The sequence below is a fragment of the Kribbella kalugense genome, assembly GCF_004365875.1.
GTDB classification, from domain to species: domain Bacteria; phylum Actinomycetota; class Actinomycetes; order Propionibacteriales; family Kribbellaceae; genus Kribbella; species Kribbella kalugense.
Genome location: NZ_SODF01000002.1, coordinates 818,294 through 840,334 on the forward strand (window position 1 = coordinate 818,294; position 22,041 = coordinate 840,334).

Sequence of the window (22,041 nt, forward strand, 5' to 3'; positions counted from 1 at the left end):
GGATGGGCGGGGGTGCTAGGTGGCGCCGGTGGCGGGGATCACACTGTGCGCATGGAGCCGGTGGAGATCTCGGGTGCCGGGCTGACCCCGCTGGACGCGGTGGCGCTCGGACAGCGTCGGACCGCGGTCCGGTTGAGCGACGACGCCCGGAAGCGGATGCACGAATCGGCCGTGGCCGTGGCCGAGGTGGCTCGGCATCGGCCCGTGTACGGGCGGACCACCGGGGTCGGCGCCAACCGTGATGTCCTCACGTCCGATCCCGAGCACGGCGCCCGGTTGCTCGGATCGCATTCGACCACCGGTACGACGTCGTACCCGAAGGACGTGGTCCGGCTCGGGCTGCTGATCCGGGTGAACCAACTGGCCTCTGGCGGCTCCGGACTCGAGCCGGCCGTCGCCGACGCGATCGTTGCCCTGCTCAACGATGACGACCTGCCCGACCTGCACCGCGGCGGCGCGATCGGGACCGGCGACCTCGGCCCGCTGGCCGAACTCGGGCTCGCCCTCGGCGACGTCATCGACGGGACCAGCGCCCTCCCCCTGCTCTCCAGCAACGCACTCACCCTCGCCGCCTGCTGTCTCGCGTACGTCGAGGCCGCGACGCTGATCAACGTCGTACCGATCGTCGGCGCGCTCTCGCATGTCGCGCTCCGCGGCAACGCCGAGGTGTACGACGTCCGCGTCCACGAGGCCCGTCCCCAGCCCGGGCAGGTCCGGGTCGCCCGCCGGATGCGCGGGCTCCTGGAAGGGCTACCGATCCCGCCTGCGCGTGTCCAGGATCCCTTTGGACTAAGGGCTTTCGCGCAAGTACTCGGTCCGGCCGTCGACCATGTAGACACCCTGGGCAACAGTCTGCGGATCGACATCAACGCCTCCGCGGAGAACCCGTTGGTTGCCGGCGACACCGTGCTGCACAACGGCAACTGGCACGCGATGCCGATCGCGCTCGCCCTCGACTCGCTCCGGCTCAGCCTGCACAGCGTCGCAACCCTGTCGACCTCCCGGGTCGCGAACCTGGTCGACTCCGAGTTCACCGGGCTGAGCCGGTTCCTGGCCAGTGGGGCCGAGGCGAGCTCCGGCGTGATGATGATCGAGTACGTCGCCCACGACGCGCTGGCCTCGGTCCGTTCGTCCGCACAGCCGGCCACTCTCGGTACGGCGACTTTGTCCCGCGGAGCCGAGCACCACGCCAGCTTCGCGCCACAAGCCGCCGTACTCACGGCCAAGCTTCTCGACGACCTGCGTGAAGTCCTGGCGTGTGAGCTGGTCACCGCGGTGCGGGCGATCCGGCTGGCCGGCCTGACACCTGAGGATCTCGAGCCGGCCGCCATCGCACCGTGGCTTGCGGACGCGTTGGCCGCCCTGCCGGGTGATCTCGCCGACCGCTCACTTCGGGAGGACCTGGAGATCGCCCGCGGCCTGATGACCCAATGGGGCGACCGCCAGGTCGAACATCCCGCAGAGGCTGGCTAGAGCTGGTTGAGGTTGAAGGCCGCAGCCATGGCCTTGAAGCCGTTGGCGTTCGGGTGCAGGTGGTCGCCTGCGTCGTACGCCGGGAGGTACTTCGACGGCGCCGCGGGGTCCCTCGTGGCCTTGTCGAAGTCCACGACCCCGTCGTACTCACCGGAGGTCCGGATCCACGTGTTCAGCGCCTGCCGGTCAGCCTCGCCGGCCGCGGAGTAGTAACCCGCACCCTCGAACGGCGTCAGCGTCGCACCGATTACCTTCAGCCCGGCCTGATGCGCACGCTGGATGAACTGCCGATGCACCGCGATCAGATCCGCCGGATCAGTCGCGCCGAGGCTTCCGCCGATGTCGTTGATCCCTTCCAGCAGAACCACGGTCCGTACGCCGGCCTGTCCGATCACGTCCCGGTCGAACCGCGCCAGCGTCGAGTCTCCCGCCGTACCCGCGTTGCTGAGCAGACGGTTGCCGCTGATGCCCGCGTTGAGCACACCAAGGTCGCGGTTCGGCGGGCCGGCGAGGATCCGGTCGGCCAACTGGTCCGGGTACCGCAGGTTCTTGTCGACCGGCGAGACCACGCCGTCGGTGATCGAGTCGCCGAACAGAACGACAGACCCACGCGCCCGGCTCTGCACGTCGACACCCTCGATGACGTACCGCGCTGTGCCCGGGATCGCCTGGTACGACGACCCGTCGCCACCGGTCTGATCACCGGCGGACGAGAAGCCGGTCGCGTACCCGGCCGGGTGCTGCGTGAGCGGACCGGTCGGCCCGGGGAAGTAGGCGCTGATCACCAGGTCGGTGTCGTCCGGTACGGCGACGCGCACCGGGTCCGACACCCACTCAGCCCCGACTGGGATCGTCACCGACGCGCGGCCGTTGAACAGCACCGAGACCAGCTTGGCCGGATCGACCGTCGGCGTACCAGCCTGAGCATCGGCCCGTGGAGTAACAGTCACTTTGCCGACGACAAGGGCGGCCGTGCCGTAGACGTTCGACAACCGCAGCCGGAGCTGAGGTCCGCCGATCGACAGGTGAGCGACCTGACGCAGGGTCGTGTCCGTGACTCCGGTCGCCGAGATTCCCGAAGTACCTGGTGGGGTGACTGCGACCGACCAACTCCCGACCCACCCCGCCGGCGAGGCGGCCGAGGCTGTCGGGGTCAACGGAATGGCGAGAAGTGCGAGCGCGACGACCAGCTGTTTGATACGACGCATGAGACCACCTTCGTCTGGGCGGATACGGAGAGGTTCCCTTCCATCTCACCCAGAGTCGCGTCACGCTTGCAAGCGGTCATCTGTGAGCGGTACGTGCGCAGAGCCGAGTGACCCTAACTTCTGTTCGCGAGCAGCTCGCGGAGCTGCACCGCGAACTCGGGTGCCCGTGCCCCGTAGCCGATGTGGTCTCCCGGGAAGTCGACGACCGACAGGCCGAGCTGCTCGGCGAGGACGACGTTCGGCCGGTACGGGAACAACTCGCGGGAGTCGGCGCCGCCGGCGAGCACGAGCCGGTCCGCGACCTTGGTGAGAGCCGGGAGATCCACGTCGTACCGCGGGTAGGTCTTGAGCTCGTACTCGAACCAGAAGTCCAGGTTGGCGCCGATCCGCCGGATCAGCTCGGCGCGCTGTTCCTCCGGTACGGCGGCGAGGCGGTCGGACCGGTGGTCGGCAGTACCGTCCGCGGTCACACCGAGGATTCGCTCGGCGAATCTGCGCATCGCCTCCTGTGCGCCCTGCTTGCGCCAGACGTCATACACACCGTCCAGAAAGGCGAGCCACTCGGCGCCGTCCGGAAGGAGGTTCGCAAGCGGTGGCTCGTGGCAGATGAGGTTCGAGACCCGTTCCGGCGAGCGGGTCAGCAGGTGCAGACCGACGATCGCGCCGGAACTGCTGCCGAAGACCTGTGCAGGACCGGATCCGAAGTGGTCGATCAGCGCCGCGGCATCGTCGGCATCGGCGTCGAGCCGGGTGTCCGCATCCACCGGACCGTCGACGGGACTCAGGGAGAAGCCGCGCCGGTTGTAGGCAACGACCGTGTAGGCGTCGGACAGCAGGCGCGTGAGTCCGGCGTACGGCGTCGCGTCGCCGTTGCCACCGGGTATGAGCAGCAGGACCGGCCCAGTGCCGGCAGTTTCGTAGTGAAGCTCGGCACCGGGCACAGCAAGAGTGGTCATCGGATCGGCCTTTCGACAGGGAGCAGGGACTCCAGCTCGCACAGCGCGTTCTGGACGTACGCATGAACCGGTACGGACCCTCCTGCTTCGAGCCATTGCCCGACGGCATGTTCGGTCGCCGCGTTGACGGCGGCCGCCAGCACGACCGGCTCGAGATCGCCGGCGGACGCGCCGGTGCGGACCGCAATGGCGTCCGCAAGTTCGTGCTCCATCGCGCGCCTGGCCTTGAGGTACTCCCCGTGCAACTCCGGGGCGGCGGTGACGAGGCGCACTCCGGCCACCCATTCAGGATCGGGGTCGCCGCCTTCGTACTCGACGAGCACGCTGTGGCGGATGCTCTCCCACAGCGGCTCGTCGGGCGGGCGTTCACGAAGCGCCAATCCGGCTCGAACGGCGCGGTCGGTGGCGAGGGCACAGATCGCCTCGTACTTGTTGGCGAAGTAGTTGTTGTAGGTCCGCGGGGAAACGCCTGCTGCGGCGGCGATGTCCTCGACCAGGACGTTCTCCAGGCCGCGCTCGATCGCGAGCCGCATCGCCGCGATCCCGAGCGCCTGCCGGGTGGCGAACTTCTTGCGCTCCCGAAGACCGGTCATGCAACTACGGTAGACCAAAAACTGCGCGCCACGCAAATATTCGCGCCACGCAATTTTAGAGCCGGTTGTAGGCCTTTAGGGTTCGGAGGGCGCCTACGGTGACGATGCCGCGGTACTCGAGGGTGGCGGCCGGGCCGGGGGGTTGCCAGGTGAGGGCCCAGCCGCCGTCGTCCTGCTGGTCGGCGATCAGGCGGTCGAGGTGAGCCTCGAGCTGGGCGTCGGTGAACAGCTGCTTCCAGACGCTGTCCGGCGTCGGCGCGAACTGCAGCGGCGTGACGCCGTACGTCGGATCGGCGGCGTCGGCGCGGTAGTTCGTGAGCTTGGGCAACCAGTCGCGGATCCGATCGAGGTCGACGTCCCCGCTGTGCTCCAGGAATTCCAAGGCCTCGTGCATCGCGTGGGCGTCCTCCGGCAAGCTCTTCGCCAGCTCGGCCGCGGCCCAGGCGCCGGCCTTGTCGCGCCACGGGTGCTCGACCTCGAGCTGGTACAGCCGCGCGACCAGACCCGCCGTCGGGTTGAGGTCGGGCTTGTACGTCCACTCGGTCATGTGGTCGGCGCGCGGGTAGCCCTCCACCGCCGGCCCGCACAACGGGACCGCGCCGTCGGCGTTCGCGACCTGGGCGAGCCAGTCGGTCGCCCGACGAACCATCTCCTCGTCCCGGGCGCCGGCTGCGATCAGCGTGTCGAACGCGACCTCGACGTCGAGCGGCAGGCTGTCCGGACACCGCTTGTCCGGCTCCAGCCCCTGCCCGAAGCCCCCGTCGGCGTTCTGGAATCCACGCAAGGCGTCGACCACGCCCTGCGGATCAGCGCCCTCGAAAATCGCCGTGAAGAGGCGACGCTCGAGCACCCGAGCGTCCCGCCGTACAAAGTCCCGACCTGCGGTAAAGATGTCCATACCCCCGAGCCTCCCGCACATCAGCCCGCGGCGTCTTGAACGAAACGGACATCGGGTTGTGAGACGCGCGTTTGAGGTTGCCGTCCGGGCCGTGAGGATGCTGTCAGGACCGGGTGTCGGAACGGGTGTACGGCGTGAGAGTGGACAGGTGACTGTCGCGACGAACGAACGCCATCGGCTCGGTGTGATCGGAGGTCTGGCGGCGTTGTCGCTGGACGCGATGGCTTCGGTGGCCTACGGGCCAGAGGCAATCGTCCTGGTTCTCGCCCTGGGCGGTGCGAACGCGATCGGGCTGACCTTGCCGGTCACGGGTGCCATCGCGCTGCTGCTGATCGTGCTGGTGCTGTCCTACCGGCAGGTGATCGCCGCCTTCCCGGACGGCGGCGGTTCGTACGGCGTCGCGAAGAAGTACCTCGGTCGCCGGGCGAGCCTGGTCGCCGGCGCATCGCTGGTGATCGACTACGTCCTGAACGTGGCCGTGTCCGTCGCAGCCGGAGTCGCCGCGCTGACCTCCGCCGTACCCGGGCTGTTCGCCTACCGGGTGTGGATCGCGCTCGCCGTACTCGCCCTGGTCACCGCGGTGAACCTGAAGGGCGTCGCGCACAGCGCGCGGATGTTCATCCTGCCGACCGCCGTGTTCGTCGCGGCCATCCTGACAGTGATTCTGGCCGGTCTGCTCCGCGGCGAACCCGCGGTCACCACCGCGAGCGCGGAGCAGGCCGGTCAGGTTCACGCCATCGGGATTCTCCTGCTTTTGAAGGCGTTCTCGAACGGCTGCGCCGCATTGACCGGCGTCGAGGCGATCGCGAACGCCGTACCGAGCTTCCGCAAACCGCGCGTCGTCCGGGCCCAGCGGGCCGAGGTCGTACTCGGCGTACTGCTGGCGACGATGCTGCTCGGACTCGCTGTCCTGATCAAGAAGTTCGAGATCAAGCCGGTCGAGGGCGTGACCGTACTCTCCCAGCTCACCGACGCCTCGCTCGGCCACGGTTTCGGGTACTACGTCGTGCAGTTCTCGACCGTGGTCCTGCTGGCGCTGGCCGCGAACACGTCGTACGGCGGACTCCCGGTGCTGGCGCAGTTGCTGGCGAAGGACCACTTCGTGCCGCACGTGTTCAAGCTGCGCGGCCAGCGGCAGGTGTACCGCTATGGGATCTGGTTCCTCACGCTGGTGGCCGCGGCGCTGCTGATCGTGGCTCGCGGAGACATGAACACCCTGGTCCCGTTGTTCGCGATCGGAGTCTTCGTCGGGTTCACGTTGTCGCAGGCCGGCATGGTCCGGCACTGGTGGCACAGCCGCCCGGCCGGCTGGCGCGCGAAGCTCGCGCTGAACGGTTTCGGCGCGATCCTGACCGGCGTGGCCGCGATAGTGCTGACGGCAACGAAGTTCACCGAAGGCGCGTGGCTGATCGTGATCGCGTTGCCGTTGCTGGTGCTGCTGATGGAGGTTGTCCACCGCAACTACCGGCGGATCGGCGAGCGGCTGGAGCTCGGTCGCATCCCGGATCGCCCGACCCACTTGCGATCCCGGGTCGTGGTCCCGGTGAACGGCGTCAGCAAGTTGACCCGGCACGCGATCTCGGTGGCCTCCGGCCTCGGGCACGACGTCGTCGCCGTCCACGCGGTGAATGCGAGCGATCCCGATGACGTGCGCGACTTCAACCGGCTGATCGCGGACTGGGAGCGCTGGACTCCCGGCGTACCGCTGATCGCCCTCGCCGACGACCGCCGCCGGCTGACCGACCCGATCATCAAGTACGTGCGCCACTGTGAGCTGGAGACTGTGTTCGTACTGATTCCCGAAGTCGAGCCGGATCACGTCTGGCAACGCCTACTGCAGAACCAGCGCGGCGCCATGCTCGCCCACGCCCTCCGCCGCGACACCGACGCGATCGTCTGCCGGCTCCGCTTCCGCATCCACGACACCGAGCCGTCCACCGACCCCACCCCGACCCTGGTCACCATCAGCCACAACGCGTGAGTGACTAGGGCTCGAAGCGGTAGCCCATCCCCGGTTCGGTGAGGAGGTGCTGGGGGCGGGCGGGGTCGGGCTCGAGTTTGCGGCGGAGCTGGCCCATGTAGAAGCGAAGGTTTCCGCTGGCGGTCTCGTAGCCGGGACCCCAGACCTCGGTGAGGAGCTGGCGCTGGGACATCAGCTTGCCGGGGTGGCGGACCAGGACCTCCAGAAGGTGCCACTCGGTCGGGGTGAGACGGATGTCTTCGCCGGTTTCGAGGGTGACTCGCTTGGCCGCGAGGTCGACCGTGGCACCGCCGACGGTCACCACAGGCTGGTCCTGGGCCGGGTTGCTGCGACGCAGTACGGCGCGCATCCGGGCCAGCAGCTCGTCGATCCCGAACGGCTTGGTCAGGTAGTCGTCCGCGCCGGCGTCCAGCGCCTCGACCTTGTCGGTCTGATCGGTCCGTCCGGACAACACCAGGATCGGCGCCTCGGTCCACCCGCGCAGCCCGCGGATCACGTCCACGCCGTCGAAGTCCGGCAGCCCGAGGTCGAGGATCACCAGCTCCGGCGGATGCTGGGCTGCCACCTTCAACGCCGACGTACCAGTGCCGGCCAGATGGACCTCGTACCCGCGCGCCTTCAGGTTGATCTGCAGCGCCCGCACGATCTGCGGCTCATCGTCGACCACTAGAACCCTGGTCACTGTTGTCCTTCCGAACGCTCCCGAGTTCCCGGAACCGGGGCGCTGGCCGGCGGCATGGTCGCGGTCGGGATCGCTACCACCATGGTCAGTCCGCCGCCTGGGGTGTCCTCGGGCTGCAGCGTGCCGTGCATCGCCTCGGCCAGGCCGCGAGCGAGCGCCAGCCCGAGGCCGACTCCGACCGTGTTGTCGGTGTCGCCGAGCCGCTGGAACGGCGCGAACACGCGATCCCGGTCCTCGCGCGGTATCCCCGGTCCGCGATCGATCACCCGGAGCTCGACGGTGTCGCCCAACGCGCTCCCGGTGATCAGCGCCGGCCGCCCGGGCGGTGAGTAGCGGACCGCGTTGGCCAGCAGGTTCGCCATCACCCGCTCCAGCAACGCCGGGTCCGCCTCGACCAGCGGCAGCGTGTGCGGGATGTCCACAGTGACCTTGTCACCATCGTCACCGAGCTCGGCCAGTACGCCGGGCATGATCTCGTCCAGCGCCATCGGCCGAGTGAAAACAGGCAGTACGCCGGCCTGCAGCCGACTGAGGTCGAGCAGGTTGTCCACGAGTCGCGACAACCGGTCCAGCGACTCGTCCGCCGTCTCGAGCAACTCCTCGCGCTCGGAATCGGTCCACTCGACGTCGTCGCTGCGCAAGCTGGTCACGGATGCCTTGGCCGAGGCCAATGGGGATCGGAGATCATGGCCGACTGCGCGAAGAAGCGCCGTACGCAGTTTGTCGGCTTCGGCCAGCGGCTTCGCCTCGGCGGCGGCCTCGCTCAGCCGGGCCCGATCCACGAGCGCAGCCGCGTGCGCGGCGAATGCGCCGACCAACCGGCGTTCGTCGGCGGCGAGCTGATGCCCCTGCAGTACAAGGACGAGGTCGTCGCGCGCCGGAATCTCGGCGTCCGCTTCCTCCGGCCGGGTGCAAGTCAGAGTGCCGGCCGAAGCCAGCGGCCGCCAGACCTCGGTCAGCTCGTCGTCGTCCACCCGCTCCATCAGGCAGGCGCCGGTCATCCCGAAGGCCTCGCGAACCCTTTCGAGCAAGGCGGGCAGCGCGGTCTCACCACGCAGTACCGAACCGGCCAAGGTCGCCAGCGTCTCGGACTCGGCCGCCGCCCGGGCTGCCTGTCTGGTCCGTCGGGCCGCCCGGTCGACGACCGAACTCACCAGCGCCGCCACCAGGATGAAGATCGCCAGCGCGAGCGCGTTGTTCAGGTCGGCGATCGTGAAGGTCCGCTCCGGCGGCGTGAAGAAGTAGTTCAGGACGAGCGTCCCGGCGACCGCGGTCAGCATCGCCGGCCACAACCCACCGACCAGGGCCACGACGACCACGGCGAGGAGGAAGGCCAGCACATTGCTGGTCAGATTCAGGTGGTCGCTGCCGAGATCCAGCAGCAGCGCGAGCAGCGGCGGGAGCATGACCGCCAGGACGAAGCCCTCGACTTTGCGACGCGTGGACAGGCTGCCCCGCAACCGTGGCAACCGGCCACGGCCCATCAACGAATGGGTGACGATGTGGACGTCGATATCACCAGAGTCTCGGATCGTGGTCGACCCAATACCAGGCCCGGTGAGCAGCGATGACAGCCGAGACCTGCGCGACCCCCCGAGGACCAGCTGGGTAGCGTTTTCCGCGCGCGCGAAGGTCAGCAGCGCGTCAGAGATGTCGTCACCGACCACCTGGTGGTAGGTCCCACCGAGGCTCTCGACCAGATTGCGTTGCTCGGCCAGACGTTTCGGGTCGGCGCCGGTCAGACCGTCGGAGCGGGCGACGTGGACGGCGAGCAGGTCCCCGCCGGAGGAGCGGGTGGCGATGCGGGCGGCACGCCGGATCAGGGTCTCGCCTTCAGGACCGCCGGTGAGGGCAACGACCACCCGTTCCCGGGCTTCCCAGGTCGAGTCGATGTCATGCTGAGCACGGTACTGCTGCAGGCCGACGTCGACCCGGTCGGCGAGCCAGAGCAGCGCGAGTTCGCGGAGGGCGGACAGGTTGCCGACCCGGAAGTAGTTGCCCAGGGCAGCGTCGACCTTGTCCGCCGTGTAGACGTTGCCGTGGGCCATCCGGCGGCGCAGCGCCTCCGGCGTCATGTCCACCAGCTCGATCTGGTCCGCGGCCCGGACCACCCGGTCCGGCACGGTCTCCTGCTGCGGTACGCCGGTGATCTTCTCGACCACGTCGTTGATCGACTCGAGGTGCTGGATGTTGACCGCCGAGATCACGTCGATCCCGGCGGTCAGCAGCTCCTCGATGTCCTGCCAGCGCTTCTCGTTCCGGCTGCCCGGAACGTTGGTGTGCGCGAGCTCGTCCACCAGCGCGACCTCGGGCCGGCGAGCCAGCACCGCGTCGATGTCCATCTCGGTGAAGCTCGCGCCGCGGTAGTCGATGATGCGCCGCGGGACGAGCTCCAGGCCCTTGAGCATCTCCGCGGTGTGTTCGCGGCCGTGGGTCTCGACGAATCCGACCACCACGTCGGTGCCGCGGGCCAGCCTTCGCTGACCCTCGCCCAGCATCTTGTAGGTCTTCCCCACACCGGGCGCGGCACCGAGGTAGATCCGCAGATGCCCACGGCCGCTCTTACTCATATTTAAATGATCTCAGAGCGCGGCGAGAGCGTTGTTGAGCTTGACCACGTTGACCCGGGGTTCACCGAGGAAGCCCAGCGTGCGACCCTCCGTGCTCTCCTTCACCAACTGCTGGACCTGCTGCACGCTCAGGTTGCGCTCACGGGCGATCCGGTTGACCTGCAGCGCGGCGTACGCCGGGCTGATGTCCGGGTCGAGACCGCTACCACTGGCCGTGACGGCGTCCGGCGGGACCTGGGACTCGCTGACACCCTCGAGTGCCGCGACGGCCTTCTTCCGCTCCTGGACCGCCGCGAGCAGGTCGGGGTTGTTCGGCCCCAGGTTCGAGCCCGAGCTGCCCATCGCGTCGTAGTCGATCGCGGACGGCCGGGTCTGGAACCACTTGGGGTCGGCAACCATGATCGGGTCGCCCTTGTCGTCCTTCTTGCCGCTGTCCATCGTGTAGGCCTGACCGATCAGGTCCGACGCCACGTCCTTGCCGTTCACCTGGACGATCGAGCCGTTCGCGTTCCCGTGGAACAGCCCCTGTGCCACCCCGGTCATCGCCAGCGGGTAGAGGATGCCGAGGGCAACGGTGAAGACCAGCAGGGCCCGGATTGCGACCCCGAACTGGCGAACCGAGCCGGGGAGATTGCTTGCCATGAACAAATGCCTTTCAGCGAAGACCGGGGATCAAGGAGATCACCAGGTCGAGGAGCTTGATACCGATGAACGGGCTGATCAGACCGCCGATGCCGTAGATCAGCAGGTTGCGCCGCAGCATCGCGGACGCCGACGACGGCTTGTACCGGACACCCCGCAGCGCCAGCGGTACCAGCGCGACGATGACGAGTGCGTTGAACACGATGGCGGATACGATCGCCGACTGCGGCGAGTGCAGACCCATGATGTTCAGCTTGTCCAGCCCCGGGTACGCCGCCGCGAACAACGCCGGCAGGATCGCGAAGTACTTCGCGACGTCGTTCGCGATCGAGAACGTGGTCAGCGATCCGCGGGTGATCAGCAACTGCTTGCCGATCTCGACGATCTCGATCAGCTTGGTCGGGTTGGAGTCGAGGTCGACCATGTTGCCGGCCTCCTTGGCGGCCGACGTACCGGAGTTCATCGCCACCCCGACATCGGCCTGGGCCAGCGCCGGAGCGTCGTTGGTGCCGTCACCGGTCATCGCGACCAGGCGACCGCCCTCCTGCTCCTTCTTGATCAGCGCCATCTTGTCCTCGGGCGTCGCCTCGGCCAGGAAGTCGTCGACCCCGGCCTCCTCGGCGATCGCCTTCGCGGTCAGCTGGTTGTCACCGGTGATCATCACGGTCCGGATGCCCATCGCGCGCATCTGGTCGAACCGCTCCCGCATGCCTTCCTTGACCACGTCCTTCAGGTGGATGACACCCAGCGGACGAGCCTTCCCGTTCACCGTCTCGGCGACGACCAGCGGCGTACCGCCGGAAGCCGAGATGCCGTCGACGATCTCGCCGAGCTGCGGGTCGGTGGTGCCGCCGTGCTGACTGATCCAGGCGTTGACCGCACCGGCCGCGCCCTTGCGGACCTGCCGTCCGTCGACGTCCACACCACTCATCCGGGTCTGTGCGGTGAACTCCACGAAGGTTGCGTGCGGCAACTCTCCGGTGTGCCGCTCGCGCAACCCGTACCCGGTCTTCGCCAGTACGACGATCGACCGGCCCTCGGGCGTCTCGTCCGCCAGGCTGGACAGCTGGGCCGCGTCGGCCAGCTCGGTGTCGCTCACACCCTTGACCGGGATGAACTCCGACGCCTGCCGGTTGCCCAGCGTGATGGTGCCGGTCTTGTCCAGCAGCAGGGTGTTCACGTCACCCGCGGCCTCGACCGCACGGCCCGACATCGCCAGCACGTTGCGCTGGACCAGCCGGTCCATGCCGGCGATACCGATCGCGGACAGCAGCGCACCGATCGTGGTCGGGATCAGGGCGACCAGCAGGGCCACCAGGATCACGATGCTCAGGTTCGTGTGCGCGTAGTTGGCGAACGTCGGCAGCGTCGCGACCGCGATCAGGAAGACGATCGTCAGACTGGCGAGCAGGATGTTCAGTGCGATCTCGTTCGGCGTCTTCTGCCGCGAGGCGCCCTCGACCAGGGCGATCATCCGGTCGATGAAGCTCTCGCCCGGCTTGGTGGTGATCTGTACGACGATCCGGTCCGACAGCACCTTGGTGCCGCCGGTGACCGCACTGCGGTCGCCACCGGACTCGCGGATCACCGGCGCCGACTCGCCGGTGATGGCCGACTCGTCGACACTTGCCACGCCCTCGATGACGTCGCCGTCACCGGGGATGATCTGCCCGGCCTCGACGACCACCCGGTCGCCCAGTTGCAGCTGCGTGGCCGGGATCTCCTCCTCACCGCTGTCGGTGAGGCGTCGCGCCGTGGTCTCAGTCTTCGCCCGCCGCAGCGTCTCGGCCTGGGCCTTGCCGCGGCCTTCGGCCACCGCCTCGGCCAGGTTCGCGAACACCACGGTCAGCCACAGCCAGACCACGATCCACCAGACGAACACGCTGGAGTCGGTGACGGCCTTGATCGTGGACGCGACCGCGCCCACCTCGACCACGAACATCACCGGGTTCTTCACCATCACCCGCGGGTCGAGCTTCTTCACCGCATCGGGCAGGGCCGTCAGCAGCATGCGAGGGTCGAACGCCCCCGACGGTGCTTTCTTCGCCACCCTCTCGGCCGTGTTCTTCGGGGCCGGAGGAGGGGTCTTCACTAGCGTGGTCACAGTCCCTCCGCGAGGGGTCCGAGGGTGAGGGCGGGGAAGTAGGTCAGGCCGGTGACGATGATGACCACTCCGACCAGCATCGTCACGAACAGCGCCTTGTGGGTGGGCAGCGTGCCCTGGGTCACCGGGACCGGCTGCTGCTGGGCGAACGAGCCGGCCAGCGCCAGCACGATCACGATCGGCACGAACCGGCCGAGCAGCATCACCAGCCCGAGAGCCGTGTTGTAGAAGGGGATGTTCGCGCTGATACCGGCGAACGCACTGCCGTTGTTGTTACCGGCCGACGTGAACGCGTACAGCACTTCGGAGAAGCCGTGCGGGCTGTCGGTGTTGAGGATCGACGCCCGCGCCGTGGCCAGGCCCATCGCCAGCGACGCCCCGACCAGTACGACGGTCGGCGTGGCCAGGATGTACAGCGAGACCAGCTTCATCTCGCGCCCGGTGATCTTCTTCTTCAGGTACTCCGGGGTTCGGCCGACCATCAGTCCGGCCACGAACACCGTGAGTACGGCGAGCACGAGGATGCCGTACAGACCGGTCCCCGTACCGCCGGGCGTCACTTCTCCCAGCATCATGTGGAACAGCGGTACGCCGCCACCGAGTGGAGTGAACGAGTCGTGCATCGCGTTGACCGCGCCAGTCGACGTACCGGTTGTGGACACCGCGAACAGCGAGGACGCCCATTCACCGAACCGGGTCTCCTTGCCCTCCATCGCGGCTCCGGCCGCCCGGGTCGCAGTACCAGCGCCCTGGGTCTCGAAGAGGGTCGCGAGGAAGACGAAGGCGCCCCAGATCGTGCCCATCACGCCGAGGATCGCGTAGCCCTGCCGCTTGTCCTTGACCATCACGCCGAAGGTGCGGGTCAGGCAGACCGGGATCAGCAGCAGCAGGAAGATCTCGAACAGGTCGGACAGCGGGTTCGGGTTCTCGAACGGGTGCGCGGAGTTCGCGTTGTAGTAGCCACCGCCGTTGGTGCCGAGCTCCTTGATCACTTCCTGGCTCGCCACCGGACCACCCGGGAGGGTCTGCGCCTGGCCGACCACCGAGGTGACCTCGTGGCCACTGGAGAAGTTCTGTACGACGCCCATCGCGACCAGCAGCAGGCCGCCGAGGATGCAGATCGGCAGCAGGACCCGGATCACGGTCCGGGTCAGGTCGACCCAGAAGTTGCCGAGCCGGTCGGTCTTGGACCGGGCGAACCCGCGGATGACCGCGATCGCGACGACGACGCCGACGGCCGCGGACAGGAAGTTCTGCACCGCGAGGCCGGCGAACTGGACCAGGTGGCCCATCGTGACCTCGGGGACGTAGGACTGCCAGTTGGTGTTCGAGACGAACGACGCGGCGGTGTTGAACGCCAGGCCGGACTCGACCCCGGGCAACCCGTTGGACAGCGGCAGCGCGTGCTGCAGCCGCTGGAGCAGGTAGAGCAGGATCACGCTGACGGCGGAGAAGGCGACCACGGACCGGGCGTAGACCGCCCAGGTCTGCTCGGCCTTCGCGTCGACGCCGAACAGTTTGTAGGCGCCGCGCTCGACGCGCGAGTGCTTCTCACCCGTGTAGACGCGGGCCATGTACCCGCCGAGCGGCCGGTAGCAGACCGCCAGGAGCACGATGAGGGCGCCGACCTGCAACAGGCCGGCTGCTGTGTCGGACATCAGAACCTCTCGGGAAAGATCAGGGCGGCGACCAGGTAGAGGACCAGAGCCACGGCCACCACCAGGCCGGCGATGTTCTCGGCGCTCACAGCTTCTCCACTCCACGCAGCGCGGCCCAGATGACCGCGAAGACGACGACGGTGACGGCGAGATAGATCACGTCATGCATGACGGCGCCACCTCACAGCACACAGCGATTGATGATGAGCTCGCTTCGCTCGTTCATGGCTCATGCACTCACTGCACACCGCTAGCTGCGTGGTCAGGAGGGTTCTCGCACGCCTCTCACACCCGCTGACAGAGCTCTCACAGGCTTCTCACATACTTACGCTGGCAACTCCCACCGACAGCAAGGGAAGATCACCCACGTGACCGATCTGGACGACACCGCCCCCGCCGAGCCGTTCTTCTCCGCGGAGACCCGGACCGCTCTCGCCGAGGCCAGCCGCAAGCTCGCCGAGCGGCTCCAGGCGCACACCGACGCCCTGCTCGCGATGACCGGGGAGGAGGAGCAGGCCGGCCTCTACGAGCAGAACGCCGCCCTCGAGGAGCTCGTCGAGGACTGGAACGAGGCCGTCTTCGAGCACACGGGTACGGCGCCACTGCTGCTGGACGACTCCGTCGACGACGAGGACGAGGACGACGTCGAGGAGGACCACGTGATCAGCGTGGTGTCGCGGTTCGACCTCCGCGTGGTCGACCTGGACGCACTCCTGGACGCCGGCCGGGCCGCGCAGGAACGGCACCCCGCCGAGCTGGACGAGTCCGGCGAACTCGACCCGGTCGACTCGGCCGAGCAGGCCATCTACGAGATCAGCCGCGAGGTCGGCGAGGCGTGGTTCGAGCTGCCCGGCGTCGAGATGGTCGCCGGCGCCCGGGCGTACGTCGTACCCGAGCTGCCGTTCGAGGCGCTGGACGCCGATGCCGAGGACGTCGTCACCGAACTCATCGCCCCGAACGGCGTCGCCACCCACGCCGAGACCTGGGCCTAGACCAACAGCTCCCCGTCCAGGACCGTGATCGCCTGGCCCTTCAGGTAGACGCGGTCGCCGGATGAGCTGACCCGAACGACACCGCCTCGGGCGGACGCCTGGTAGCCGACCAGCTCGTTCCGCCCGAGGCGTTCACCCCAGTACGGCGCCAGACTCGTGTGAGCGCTCCCGGTCACAGGGTCCTCCGGGATCCCGCTCCCCGGCGCGAAGAACCGCGACACGAAGTCGTACTCCGAACCTTCCGCGGTCACGATCACCCCGCGCAGCTTCTCGCGCTGAATGATCCCGGTCATCACGTCGTAGTCCGGGACCACCGCGCGCACCGTCGCCTCGTCACGGACGACGACCAGGAGATCGCGCAGCTCGCCCGCGATGTAGACCTCGATCGGCTCGGCCGCCACCGCCGCCGCGAGCCTGTCAGGCACTGGCGTCTCGATCGGCCGGTTGACCGGGAAGTCCAGCGTGATCCCGTCGTCGGCGACCTCCGCGATCAAGATGCCGCTCCGCGTCGCGAAAGACACCTTCCCGGACACCTTGCCGTCCGACGCCAGCGCATGCGTGGTCGCGAGCGTGGCATGACCACAGAGCCGCTCTTCCAGCGTCGGCGTGAACCAGCGCAGATCCCAGTCCGCGTCGGCCCGCTCCGACGGCCGCGCGAACGCGGTCTCGGCGTGGTTCATCTCGGCCGCGACGGCCAGCATCCAGGCCTCGTCCGGCCACTCCCCGGCGTCGAGCAGACACACTCCGGCCGGATTGCCCGTGAACGGCCGCTCGGCAAACGCGTCAATCACCCGAATCCTCATACTGCTTGACGCTATGGGACTGCGCAGTCACCTTCTATAGCCACTTTCCGACCTAGTGGCCTTTGAACCGCCCGTGCAATTCAGCCGTGTCGATGGTGTCCGCATCCCGACCGACAGGAAAGTGACATGTCGCTCCGCTCGAAAGGCCGTCCCCTCGCTGCGGCGGCCGCAGTCGTCAGCGGTCTCGCCCTGATCGCACCGGCATCCGCCAGCGCTCACCAGTCGCATCACTCGCCACTCGCCGTACAGCAGGTCAATCTGGTCTCGGACCAGGCCGGCAAGGCCGCCCTGCAGGATCCCGATCTGGTCAACGCCTGGGGTCTCTCCATGGGCGCGGCCACCCCGCTCTGGGTGTCCAACACCGGTACGTCGACCTCCACGCTCTACTCGTCCGCGCCGGGCGCGACCACGGCCACCAAGGTGCCGACCGTCCGGGTGAACGTGCCGTTGCCGACCGGGCAGGTCAACAACGCCGGCACCGGATTCGTGCTCAGCAACGGGACCGTCAGTGGGCCGGCCCGGTTCATCTTCGCCACCTTGACCGGCCAGATCGCTGCTTGGGGTCCGCCGGTCACGCCGGCAATCGGTGACGCCCAGATCAAGGCGATGACACCGGGTGCGGCGTACACCGGTCTGGCGATCTCGCCGACGAATGACAAGCTGTTCGCGGCCAACTTCGCGCAGGGGCGGGTCGACGTGTTCGACAACGCGTTCATGCCGGTGAAGCTGCCGCGGTGGGCGTTCCGCGACTTCTCGCTCCCGCGTGGATACGCGCCGTTCAACGTGCAGACCCTGAACGGGCGGATCTTCGTGTCGTACGCCAAGCCGGACCCGAAGACCGGCCGCAGCCAGGCCGGCCGGGGACTCGGGCTCGTCGACGAGTACTCCCTCGACGGCAAACTGCTCACCCGCGTCGCCTCGCACGGCAGCCTGAACGCACCGTGGGGTCTGGCTCTCGCGCCGACGTCCTGGGGTGAGCCCGCCGGCACACTCCTGGTCGGCAACTTCGGCGACGGCCACATCAACATCCTGCGACCGAAGTCCCACGGCCGGTACGACGTCACCGGTCAGGTCCGCAACACCCACGGCAAGACCCTGGTGATCGACGGCCTGTGGGCCTTGCTCCAAGGCACCGCCACAACCGGTGGAACCGACTCCCTGTGGTTCTCCGCCGGCCCGAACAAGGAAACCCACGGCCTCGTGGGCGTACTGCGTCACCCGTAGCAAAACCCGCGTCCACCCGCCGGCGACTATGGTCGGCGGGTGGAACGCACAGTCGAGCGCCTGCTCGGAGAACTCCTCGAGCAGGACGTCCGCATCATCGGGCGGACGGAGCTCGGCAACAGCGAGTTGGCTCCGGTCGCACGGTTGACCCTCGACCGCGAGTACGACGGCATCGGCCGGACCGTGATCGCCAAGAGCCGCCGGCCGATCGGGGGCGAGTGGGGCGCGCTGGCCAACGAACAGCTCGCACTCGAGCACCTCCGCGCATCAGGTCTCGCACCACGCTTCCTGACCGGTGTCCCCGACCAGCTGGTCGTCATGACGGACCTGGGCGCCGGCCCAACTGTCCAGGACCTCCTATTCGGCAACGATCCCCAGGCCGCGACGAACGGCCTGCTGGCAATGGCGAAACTGGCCGGCAAGTTGCACGGAGCAACAAACCCGTCGTTCGCCGCAGCCCATCAGGGAACGTTCCTCGATCGCGCGCTCGACAACTGGCCCGGTATCGTCACGGCCGCGGCTGACTTCGGCTGCCCGCCACCGGATGATGTCGAGTTGACCGAGCTCGCCCGCGACCTGCGTGAGCTGACTGCCTTCACCCACGGCGATTTCACCCCGAACAACGTCGTGCTGGTCGACGGCGAAGCTCGCCTGGTCGACTTCGAGGGCGCCGGCCGGCGACATCCCGGACTCGACGCCGCGTGCTTACGTCTACCGTTCCCGCAGTACGGCCACTGGGCAGTCCTTCCCCCAGCCGTCATCGATGAGATGGACGACGCCTACCGGGAGACACTCTCCGGCTGCGACTACACCCGTCTCATTGCCACCGGCTGCGCCACCTGGGCCATCATTCGCCTCGCCCGCCTCCCGCTGATCGCCTCCACCCAGACCCCGGCCGATGCCCTTCGCCGCCGCACCCAGATAGTCCAAACCATCACCTCGGCGGCCGCATCCAGCCCCACTTATCCGACCCTCAGTGCGTGGTTCGAGACCTTGGCCGACGCGATGCGACACCGCTGGGACGAAGCCCGCCAACCCCCGCGGACCTTTCAGGCCTTCAAAGACTTCTCGAACCAGTGATGCGCGTAAGGCTCGGCGTTGAAGGCGGGAGCCTCCTGATAGCCCTGCGCGCGATAGAGGGCGATCGCCTCGGTCAGCGTCCGATTCGTCTCCAGTCGTACGGCGAGAGCACCGTGAGCGACCGCTTCTCGCTCGAGCTCCTGGAGTAGCCGCCGTCCCACCCCGAGCCCTCGTATGTCGGGCGAGACCCACATCCGCTTGAGCTCCGCCGGCTCTCCATCATGCAGTTTGAGCGCACCACAGCCGACCGGCTCGGCGTGAAGTGTTGCCACTAGCAACAACCCCGCGGGCAACGTCAGCTCGGCATTGCCGGCCGAGATGCTGCGGGTGTGGTCGAACCCGGTATCGAACCGCCGCCCGAGCTCGGCGAAGTACGCCTCCAGGCAGTACTGCGCCTCCGCCCGCCGCGGATCCATCACCTCGACCTGCACCAGCGACGCGGTCAGCAGCCGCGACACCTCGTCCATCGCCGCGACCAGCCGATCCCGCTGCCGCGCACTCAGCGGATCCAGCATCGAGGTGGCGAGCTGGTCCGACCGCGCGTCGAGCAGCTCCCGCTCGGCGACACCGTCGGCAGTCAACCGGGCGATTCGCACCCGTCGGTCCCCCACACTCGGCTCGACCCGGACCAGCCCGGCACCTTCCAGCGACCGCAGCAGCCGGCTCAAGTACCCCGAATCCAGCTCGAGCCGGGCCCGGAGAGCCCGCACATCACAACCCTCCGGCCCGATCTCCCACAACACCCGGTCCTGCCCCAACGGCCGATCCCGCCCGAGATACGCCTCGTCCAACGCCCCAACCCGCTGCGTCACGACCCGATTGAACCGCCGTACCGCCTCGACCTCCACCCTCTGACTTTAGTCAGAGAATCGGTCAGCGGCACGCGCTGTCAAACGAAAGACGCGCCAAACGCACAGAATGACTAGTGGGTCTGCGGTCGAGCGACGAGGGGAGCAGATGCCAGATCTTGCGGCTTCGTCCTCTTGGTCCGTGATCGTGTCGATCGCGTTCGGGTCTTCGGTGCTCGGAACGCTGGCCGGCAAGATGCTCGATAGAAGCGGTGCACGCACCGAAACGGTGCGCGCTGGATACGCCGACGCGGTGAAGGCGATGAACGCCTGGGGGCAGTACCCGGAGCGGATCTACCGCCGCGTCGACGACACCAAGGAGACACTCGCGAGACTTGAGTCGCTCGGCGCTGAACTCAAGGCCGCCCTCGCATTCGCTACTGGCTGGGTCAGCGGAGAGAGCGCCGAACTCGGTCAGGTCTACAACAGCTTCATTGAACTGCTTCGCGCCGAGGTCACCGTTCATGCGCGGCAGGCCTGGAGCAGTGCACCGGCATCTACCTCAGCTGCGATGAACATCGGCGGCCCGCGCCAAGCCAACGAGATTGCGATCCGGGCTGACGGGATCGTGCCGGCCGAGTGGCTGATCGTGCAACTGTTCTCGACGCTGATCCACTATCGGGTCGGATGGCGGCGGCTCGTCTGGGTGCGACCTCTGCTCCGGAGGCGGCTGGTGCGGCTGCGGATCGTCGAGCAAGCCGAGCAGGCGTTCTCGTACAGGTCTGCTTGACTGCTCAACGTTCCTCCGACCTCGGCTTGAGGCCGGCTTGCCCACTCAGTCCAGCGGACGGAGTTCGTCGGCGTAGGAGACGGAGACCCGGCGGAGTACGCCGTCCTTGACGGAGTACTGGCCCATCCGCCACAGCGGGGGGCTGTAGGCGTGGACGGTGACGCTGCCCTTGTCGAGGCCGACGACGCGGTGGATGTGGTCCGGACCGAAGCCGTACACATCGCCTGCCTCGATCTCGGTCTCGACCGATTCGACGCCGATCGCCAGGTTGTGCTCGACCAGCTTGCCGCGGGCGACCGCGACGGCGCCTGAGGACACGTCGTGGTCGTGCCAGCCGGTGTCGTTGACCGGGGTCCAGCAGATCAGCCAGACGTCGACGTTTGCGTCGCGGTGCAGCGAGGCGAACACGCGCTCGTCGTCGCTGTAGGCGACCTTGTCCTCCCACAGGTGCGGCTGGGCCGCGAGACCGCCGGCCAGCTCGGCCAACTCGTCAGGGGTGAGATCACGTCCTGGAAGGTTGTCGAGCGACAGACAGTCGTTGAGCTCCACGAGCCGGCTGGCCTGGCGCGCCGGAACGTTAGGTACGTCGATCGGCTGAGCAGTCACTGCACTCCCCTCTCAGGAGTAGGTACGCCGGTGCCGAACAGCAGCCGGTGTGGATTGTCGTGGCGGATCACCGCGGTCGCGGCGTCGCCCTGGCGGAGGTCGGTGGACCCGGCGTACGGCCGGTCGGTGCCGTGCACGACCTGGTCGATGCCGAGGATCCGCGCGACCGCGTCGATTCCCTGCGGGCCGTAACTCGAGGTGTCGACGTACAGATTGGTGTCGATGGTGCCGAGCCGCCCACCGCGGGCGGACAGCCGCTCGTGGTGCACCGGCGCGAGACCGGCCGCGGCGGCGAAGCACAAGCGCAGCTTCGGGTACGAACGTCGTCCACCGAACGCATGCCACGCCCACCAGGCCGCTTGCAACTGGGACGTGTAGTCGACGACCGGCGCCCACCAGCACGGCCCATCGGTCGATCGAGCCGAGCCGGGGTGCACGAGGATCGGTTTGCCAAGTCGCTCGGCGGTCCGCAGCAACTCCCCCTGCGCCTCCCACGCTGCTGGCTCGCCGAGCGCGTGAGCCGGCAACTGCAACCCCAGAAAGCCCTTGTCCAGAAGGGATTCCAGCGCGGGGAGATCAGGCTCGAGCAGGTTGACCGAGGCCCAGGCCTTGAACGGCTCCGGGAACTCCGCCGCCCCGTCGTGCCACGCGGCCAGCAACTCGGCGTCACCGAGGTACTCGACACCCAGCGGACTCGACAGCGACACGACGGCGAGCGTCGTACCCTCGTCCTGCTCAATCGCGACCCGCTTGTCGATCTCGTGCGCCGCGGGATCCACGTCGTACGGCGCCTCGGTCGCGGTGTGCAGCGTCCAGCCGTCGAGGTACGGCGGCTCGCTCCGGGCTCGGAGCCGGTCGACGAAGGCCTCCGGCCACAAGTGCTGGTGGACGTCGATCATCGGCCCCTCCTCCCGGCGGTTTGATCAGATTGAAGCGCTTCAGGATGACTAGAGTGAAGCGCTTCAAAGCCACTCTTGTCAAGTAACCCCCTCG

General features: G+C 68.1%; 20 protein-coding genes. 6 read left to right on the forward strand and 14 right to left on the reverse strand.

Annotation, left to right across the window (positions count from 1 at the left end; genetic code table 11):
- Positions 1 to 51: 51 nt before the first annotated feature.
- The gene (locus EV650_RS21600) at positions 52 to 1,473 is read left to right on the forward strand and encodes an aromatic amino acid lyase (protein WP_134120851.1); all 1,422 of its coding nucleotides are present in this window, start codon (positions 52 to 54) and stop codon (positions 1,471 to 1,473) included.
- Here EV650_RS21600 and EV650_RS21605 read toward each other — a convergent pair.
- The 4 genes from EV650_RS21605 to EV650_RS21620 form a co-directional block, all read right to left on the reverse strand.
- Entirely contained in the window at positions 1,470 to 2,681 is a 1,212-nt protein-coding gene (locus tag EV650_RS21605; protein ID WP_134120852.1) for an SGNH/GDSL hydrolase family protein, read from the reverse strand. The two genes, EV650_RS21600 and EV650_RS21605, sit on opposite strands and share 4 nt — an antisense overlap.
- Before the next feature lie 113 nt (positions 2,682 to 2,794).
- Positions 2,795 to 3,637, reverse strand: a complete 843-nt coding sequence (locus tag EV650_RS21610) for an alpha/beta hydrolase (protein WP_134120853.1) — start codon at positions 3,635 to 3,637, stop codon at positions 2,795 to 2,797.
- Positions 3,634 to 4,230, reverse strand: coding sequence for a TetR/AcrR family transcriptional regulator (locus EV650_RS21615; RefSeq protein WP_134120854.1), 597 nt, complete (start codon positions 4,228 to 4,230; stop codon positions 3,634 to 3,636). The genes EV650_RS21610 and EV650_RS21615 overlap by 4 nt, the downstream gene beginning before the upstream one ends.
- A 55-nt stretch (positions 4,231 to 4,285) precedes the next feature.
- Positions 4,286 to 5,128 carry a hypothetical protein gene (locus tag EV650_RS21620; RefSeq protein ID WP_134120855.1) on the reverse strand — a complete coding sequence of 281 codons (843 nt, stop codon included), beginning with the start codon at positions 5,126 to 5,128 and terminating at the stop codon, positions 4,286 to 4,288.
- A gap of 148 nt (positions 5,129 to 5,276) precedes the next feature.
- Between EV650_RS21620 and EV650_RS21625 the strand changes: the two genes are divergently transcribed.
- Positions 5,277 to 7,109 carry an APC family permease gene (locus tag EV650_RS21625; RefSeq protein ID WP_202874796.1) on the forward strand — a complete coding sequence of 611 codons (1,833 nt, stop codon included), beginning with the start codon at positions 5,277 to 5,279 and terminating at the stop codon, positions 7,107 to 7,109.
- Between the two features lie 4 nt (positions 7,110 to 7,113).
- On the opposite strand, the gene EV650_RS21630 is transcribed toward EV650_RS21625, so the two are convergent.
- The 6 genes from EV650_RS21630 to kdpF all read right to left on the reverse strand — a co-directional run bounded on the left by EV650_RS21630 (position 7,114) and on the right by kdpF (position 14,854).
- Positions 7,114 to 7,791, reverse strand: coding sequence for a response regulator (locus EV650_RS21630; protein ID WP_134120856.1), 678 nt, complete (start codon positions 7,789 to 7,791; stop codon positions 7,114 to 7,116).
- The gene (locus EV650_RS21635) at positions 7,788 to 10,361 is read right to left on the reverse strand and encodes a sensor histidine kinase (RefSeq protein ID WP_134120857.1); all 2,574 of its coding nucleotides are present in this window, start codon (positions 10,359 to 10,361) and stop codon (positions 7,788 to 7,790) included. The genes EV650_RS21630 and EV650_RS21635 overlap by 4 nt, the downstream gene beginning before the upstream one ends.
- Positions 10,362 to 10,373: 12 nt before the next feature.
- Positions 10,374 to 11,003, reverse strand: a complete 630-nt coding sequence (locus tag EV650_RS21640) for a potassium-transporting ATPase subunit C (protein WP_134120858.1) — start codon at positions 11,001 to 11,003, stop codon at positions 10,374 to 10,376.
- A 13-nt stretch (positions 11,004 to 11,016) separates the two neighbouring features.
- Positions 11,017 to 13,014, reverse strand: a complete 1,998-nt coding sequence (kdpB, locus tag EV650_RS21645) for a potassium-transporting ATPase subunit KdpB (RefSeq protein WP_238174571.1) — start codon at positions 13,012 to 13,014, stop codon at positions 11,017 to 11,019.
- Between the two features lie 89 nt (positions 13,015 to 13,103).
- The gene (gene kdpA, locus EV650_RS21650; RefSeq protein ID WP_134120860.1) at positions 13,104 to 14,765 is read right to left on the reverse strand and encodes a potassium-transporting ATPase subunit KdpA; all 1,662 of its coding nucleotides are present in this window, start codon (positions 14,763 to 14,765) and stop codon (positions 13,104 to 13,106) included.
- Positions 14,765 to 14,854 (reverse strand): K(+)-transporting ATPase subunit F, encoded by a 90-nt coding sequence (gene kdpF, locus EV650_RS21655; protein WP_131363646.1) that lies wholly within the window; start codon positions 14,852 to 14,854, stop codon positions 14,765 to 14,767. Before kdpF ends, kdpA begins: the two co-directional genes overlap by 1 nt.
- A gap of 279 nt (positions 14,855 to 15,133) precedes the next feature.
- Here kdpF and EV650_RS21660 point away from each other — a divergent pair, with 279 nt between their 5' ends.
- Entirely contained in the window at positions 15,134 to 15,757 is a 624-nt protein-coding gene (locus tag EV650_RS21660) for a hypothetical protein (RefSeq protein ID WP_238174363.1), read from the forward strand.
- Here EV650_RS21660 and EV650_RS21665 read toward each other — a convergent pair.
- Complete coding sequence (locus EV650_RS21665; protein WP_134120862.1) at positions 15,754 to 16,560, reverse strand: PhzF family phenazine biosynthesis protein; 807 nt, start codon at positions 16,558 to 16,560, stop codon at positions 15,754 to 15,756. The two genes, EV650_RS21660 and EV650_RS21665, sit on opposite strands and share 4 nt — an antisense overlap.
- Positions 16,561 to 16,686: 126 nt before the next feature.
- Here EV650_RS21665 and EV650_RS21670 point away from each other — a divergent pair, with 126 nt between their 5' ends.
- Together EV650_RS21670 and EV650_RS21675 are read left to right on the forward strand one after the other, a co-directional pair.
- Positions 16,687 to 17,784, forward strand: coding sequence for a TIGR03118 family protein (locus EV650_RS21670; protein WP_134120863.1), 1,098 nt, complete (start codon positions 16,687 to 16,689; stop codon positions 17,782 to 17,784).
- Positions 17,785 to 17,823: 39 nt separating this feature from the next.
- Complete coding sequence (locus EV650_RS21675; RefSeq protein ID WP_134120864.1) at positions 17,824 to 18,864, forward strand: phosphotransferase family protein; 1,041 nt, start codon at positions 17,824 to 17,826, stop codon at positions 18,862 to 18,864.
- Here EV650_RS21675 and EV650_RS21680 read toward each other — a convergent pair.
- Entirely contained in the window at positions 18,834 to 19,712 is an 879-nt protein-coding gene (locus EV650_RS21680) for a bifunctional helix-turn-helix transcriptional regulator/GNAT family N-acetyltransferase (RefSeq protein ID WP_238174364.1), read from the reverse strand. The two genes, EV650_RS21675 and EV650_RS21680, sit on opposite strands and share 31 nt — an antisense overlap.
- Positions 19,713 to 19,854: 142 nt before the next feature.
- Here EV650_RS21680 and EV650_RS21685 point away from each other — a divergent pair, with 142 nt between their 5' ends.
- A complete protein-coding gene (locus tag EV650_RS21685; RefSeq protein WP_134120865.1) occupies positions 19,855 to 20,442 on the forward strand; it encodes a hypothetical protein in 588 nt (195 codons plus the stop codon).
- Positions 20,443 to 20,487: 45 nt separating this feature from the next.
- Here EV650_RS21685 and EV650_RS21690 read toward each other — a convergent pair whose 3' ends face one another.
- On the reverse strand, positions 20,488 to 21,048 hold the full coding sequence (locus EV650_RS21690) for a cysteine dioxygenase (protein ID WP_134120866.1): 561 nt from the start codon (positions 21,046 to 21,048) through the stop codon (positions 20,488 to 20,490).
- Positions 21,045 to 21,947, reverse strand: a complete 903-nt coding sequence (locus EV650_RS21695; RefSeq protein WP_134120867.1) for an amidohydrolase family protein — start codon at positions 21,945 to 21,947, stop codon at positions 21,045 to 21,047. The genes EV650_RS21690 and EV650_RS21695 overlap by 4 nt, the downstream gene beginning before the upstream one ends.
- Positions 21,948 to 22,041 lie beyond the last annotated feature (94 nt).

Coding starts and splice junctions, on each gene's coding strand:
- EV650_RS21615 (WP_134120854.1), bottom strand. CDS start 4,230: ATGACCGGTCTTCGGGAGCGCAAGAAGTTCGCCACCCGGCAGGCGCTC.
- EV650_RS21605 (WP_134120852.1), bottom strand. CDS start 2,681: ATGCGTCGTATCAAACAGCTGGTCGTCGCGCTCGCACTTCTCGCCATT.
- EV650_RS21610 (WP_134120853.1), bottom strand. CDS start 3,637: ATGACCACTCTTGCTGTGCCCGGTGCCGAGCTTCACTACGAAACTGCC.
- EV650_RS21670 (WP_134120863.1), top strand. CDS start 16,687: ATGTCGCTCCGCTCGAAAGGCCGTCCCCTCGCTGCGGCGGCCGCAGTC.
- EV650_RS21620 (WP_134120855.1), bottom strand. CDS start 5,128: ATGGACATCTTTACCGCAGGTCGGGACTTTGTACGGCGGGACGCTCGG.
- kdpA (WP_134120860.1), bottom strand. CDS start 14,765: ATGTCCGACACAGCAGCCGGCCTGTTGCAGGTCGGCGCCCTCATCGTG.
- EV650_RS21600 (WP_134120851.1), top strand. CDS start 52: ATGGAGCCGGTGGAGATCTCGGGTGCCGGGCTGACCCCGCTGGACGCG.
- EV650_RS21640 (WP_134120858.1), bottom strand. CDS start 11,003: ATGGCAAGCAATCTCCCCGGCTCGGTTCGCCAGTTCGGGGTCGCAATC.
- kdpB (WP_238174571.1), bottom strand. CDS start 13,014: ATGCTGCTGACGGCCCTGCCCGATGCGGTGAAGAAGCTCGACCCGCGG.
- EV650_RS21665 (WP_134120862.1), bottom strand. CDS start 16,560: ATGAGGATTCGGGTGATTGACGCGTTTGCCGAGCGGCCGTTCACGGGC.
- EV650_RS21635 (WP_134120857.1), bottom strand. CDS start 10,361: ATGAGTAAGAGCGGCCGTGGGCATCTGCGGATCTACCTCGGTGCCGCG.
- EV650_RS21695 (WP_134120867.1), bottom strand. CDS start 21,947: ATGATCGACGTCCACCAGCACTTGTGGCCGGAGGCCTTCGTCGACCGG.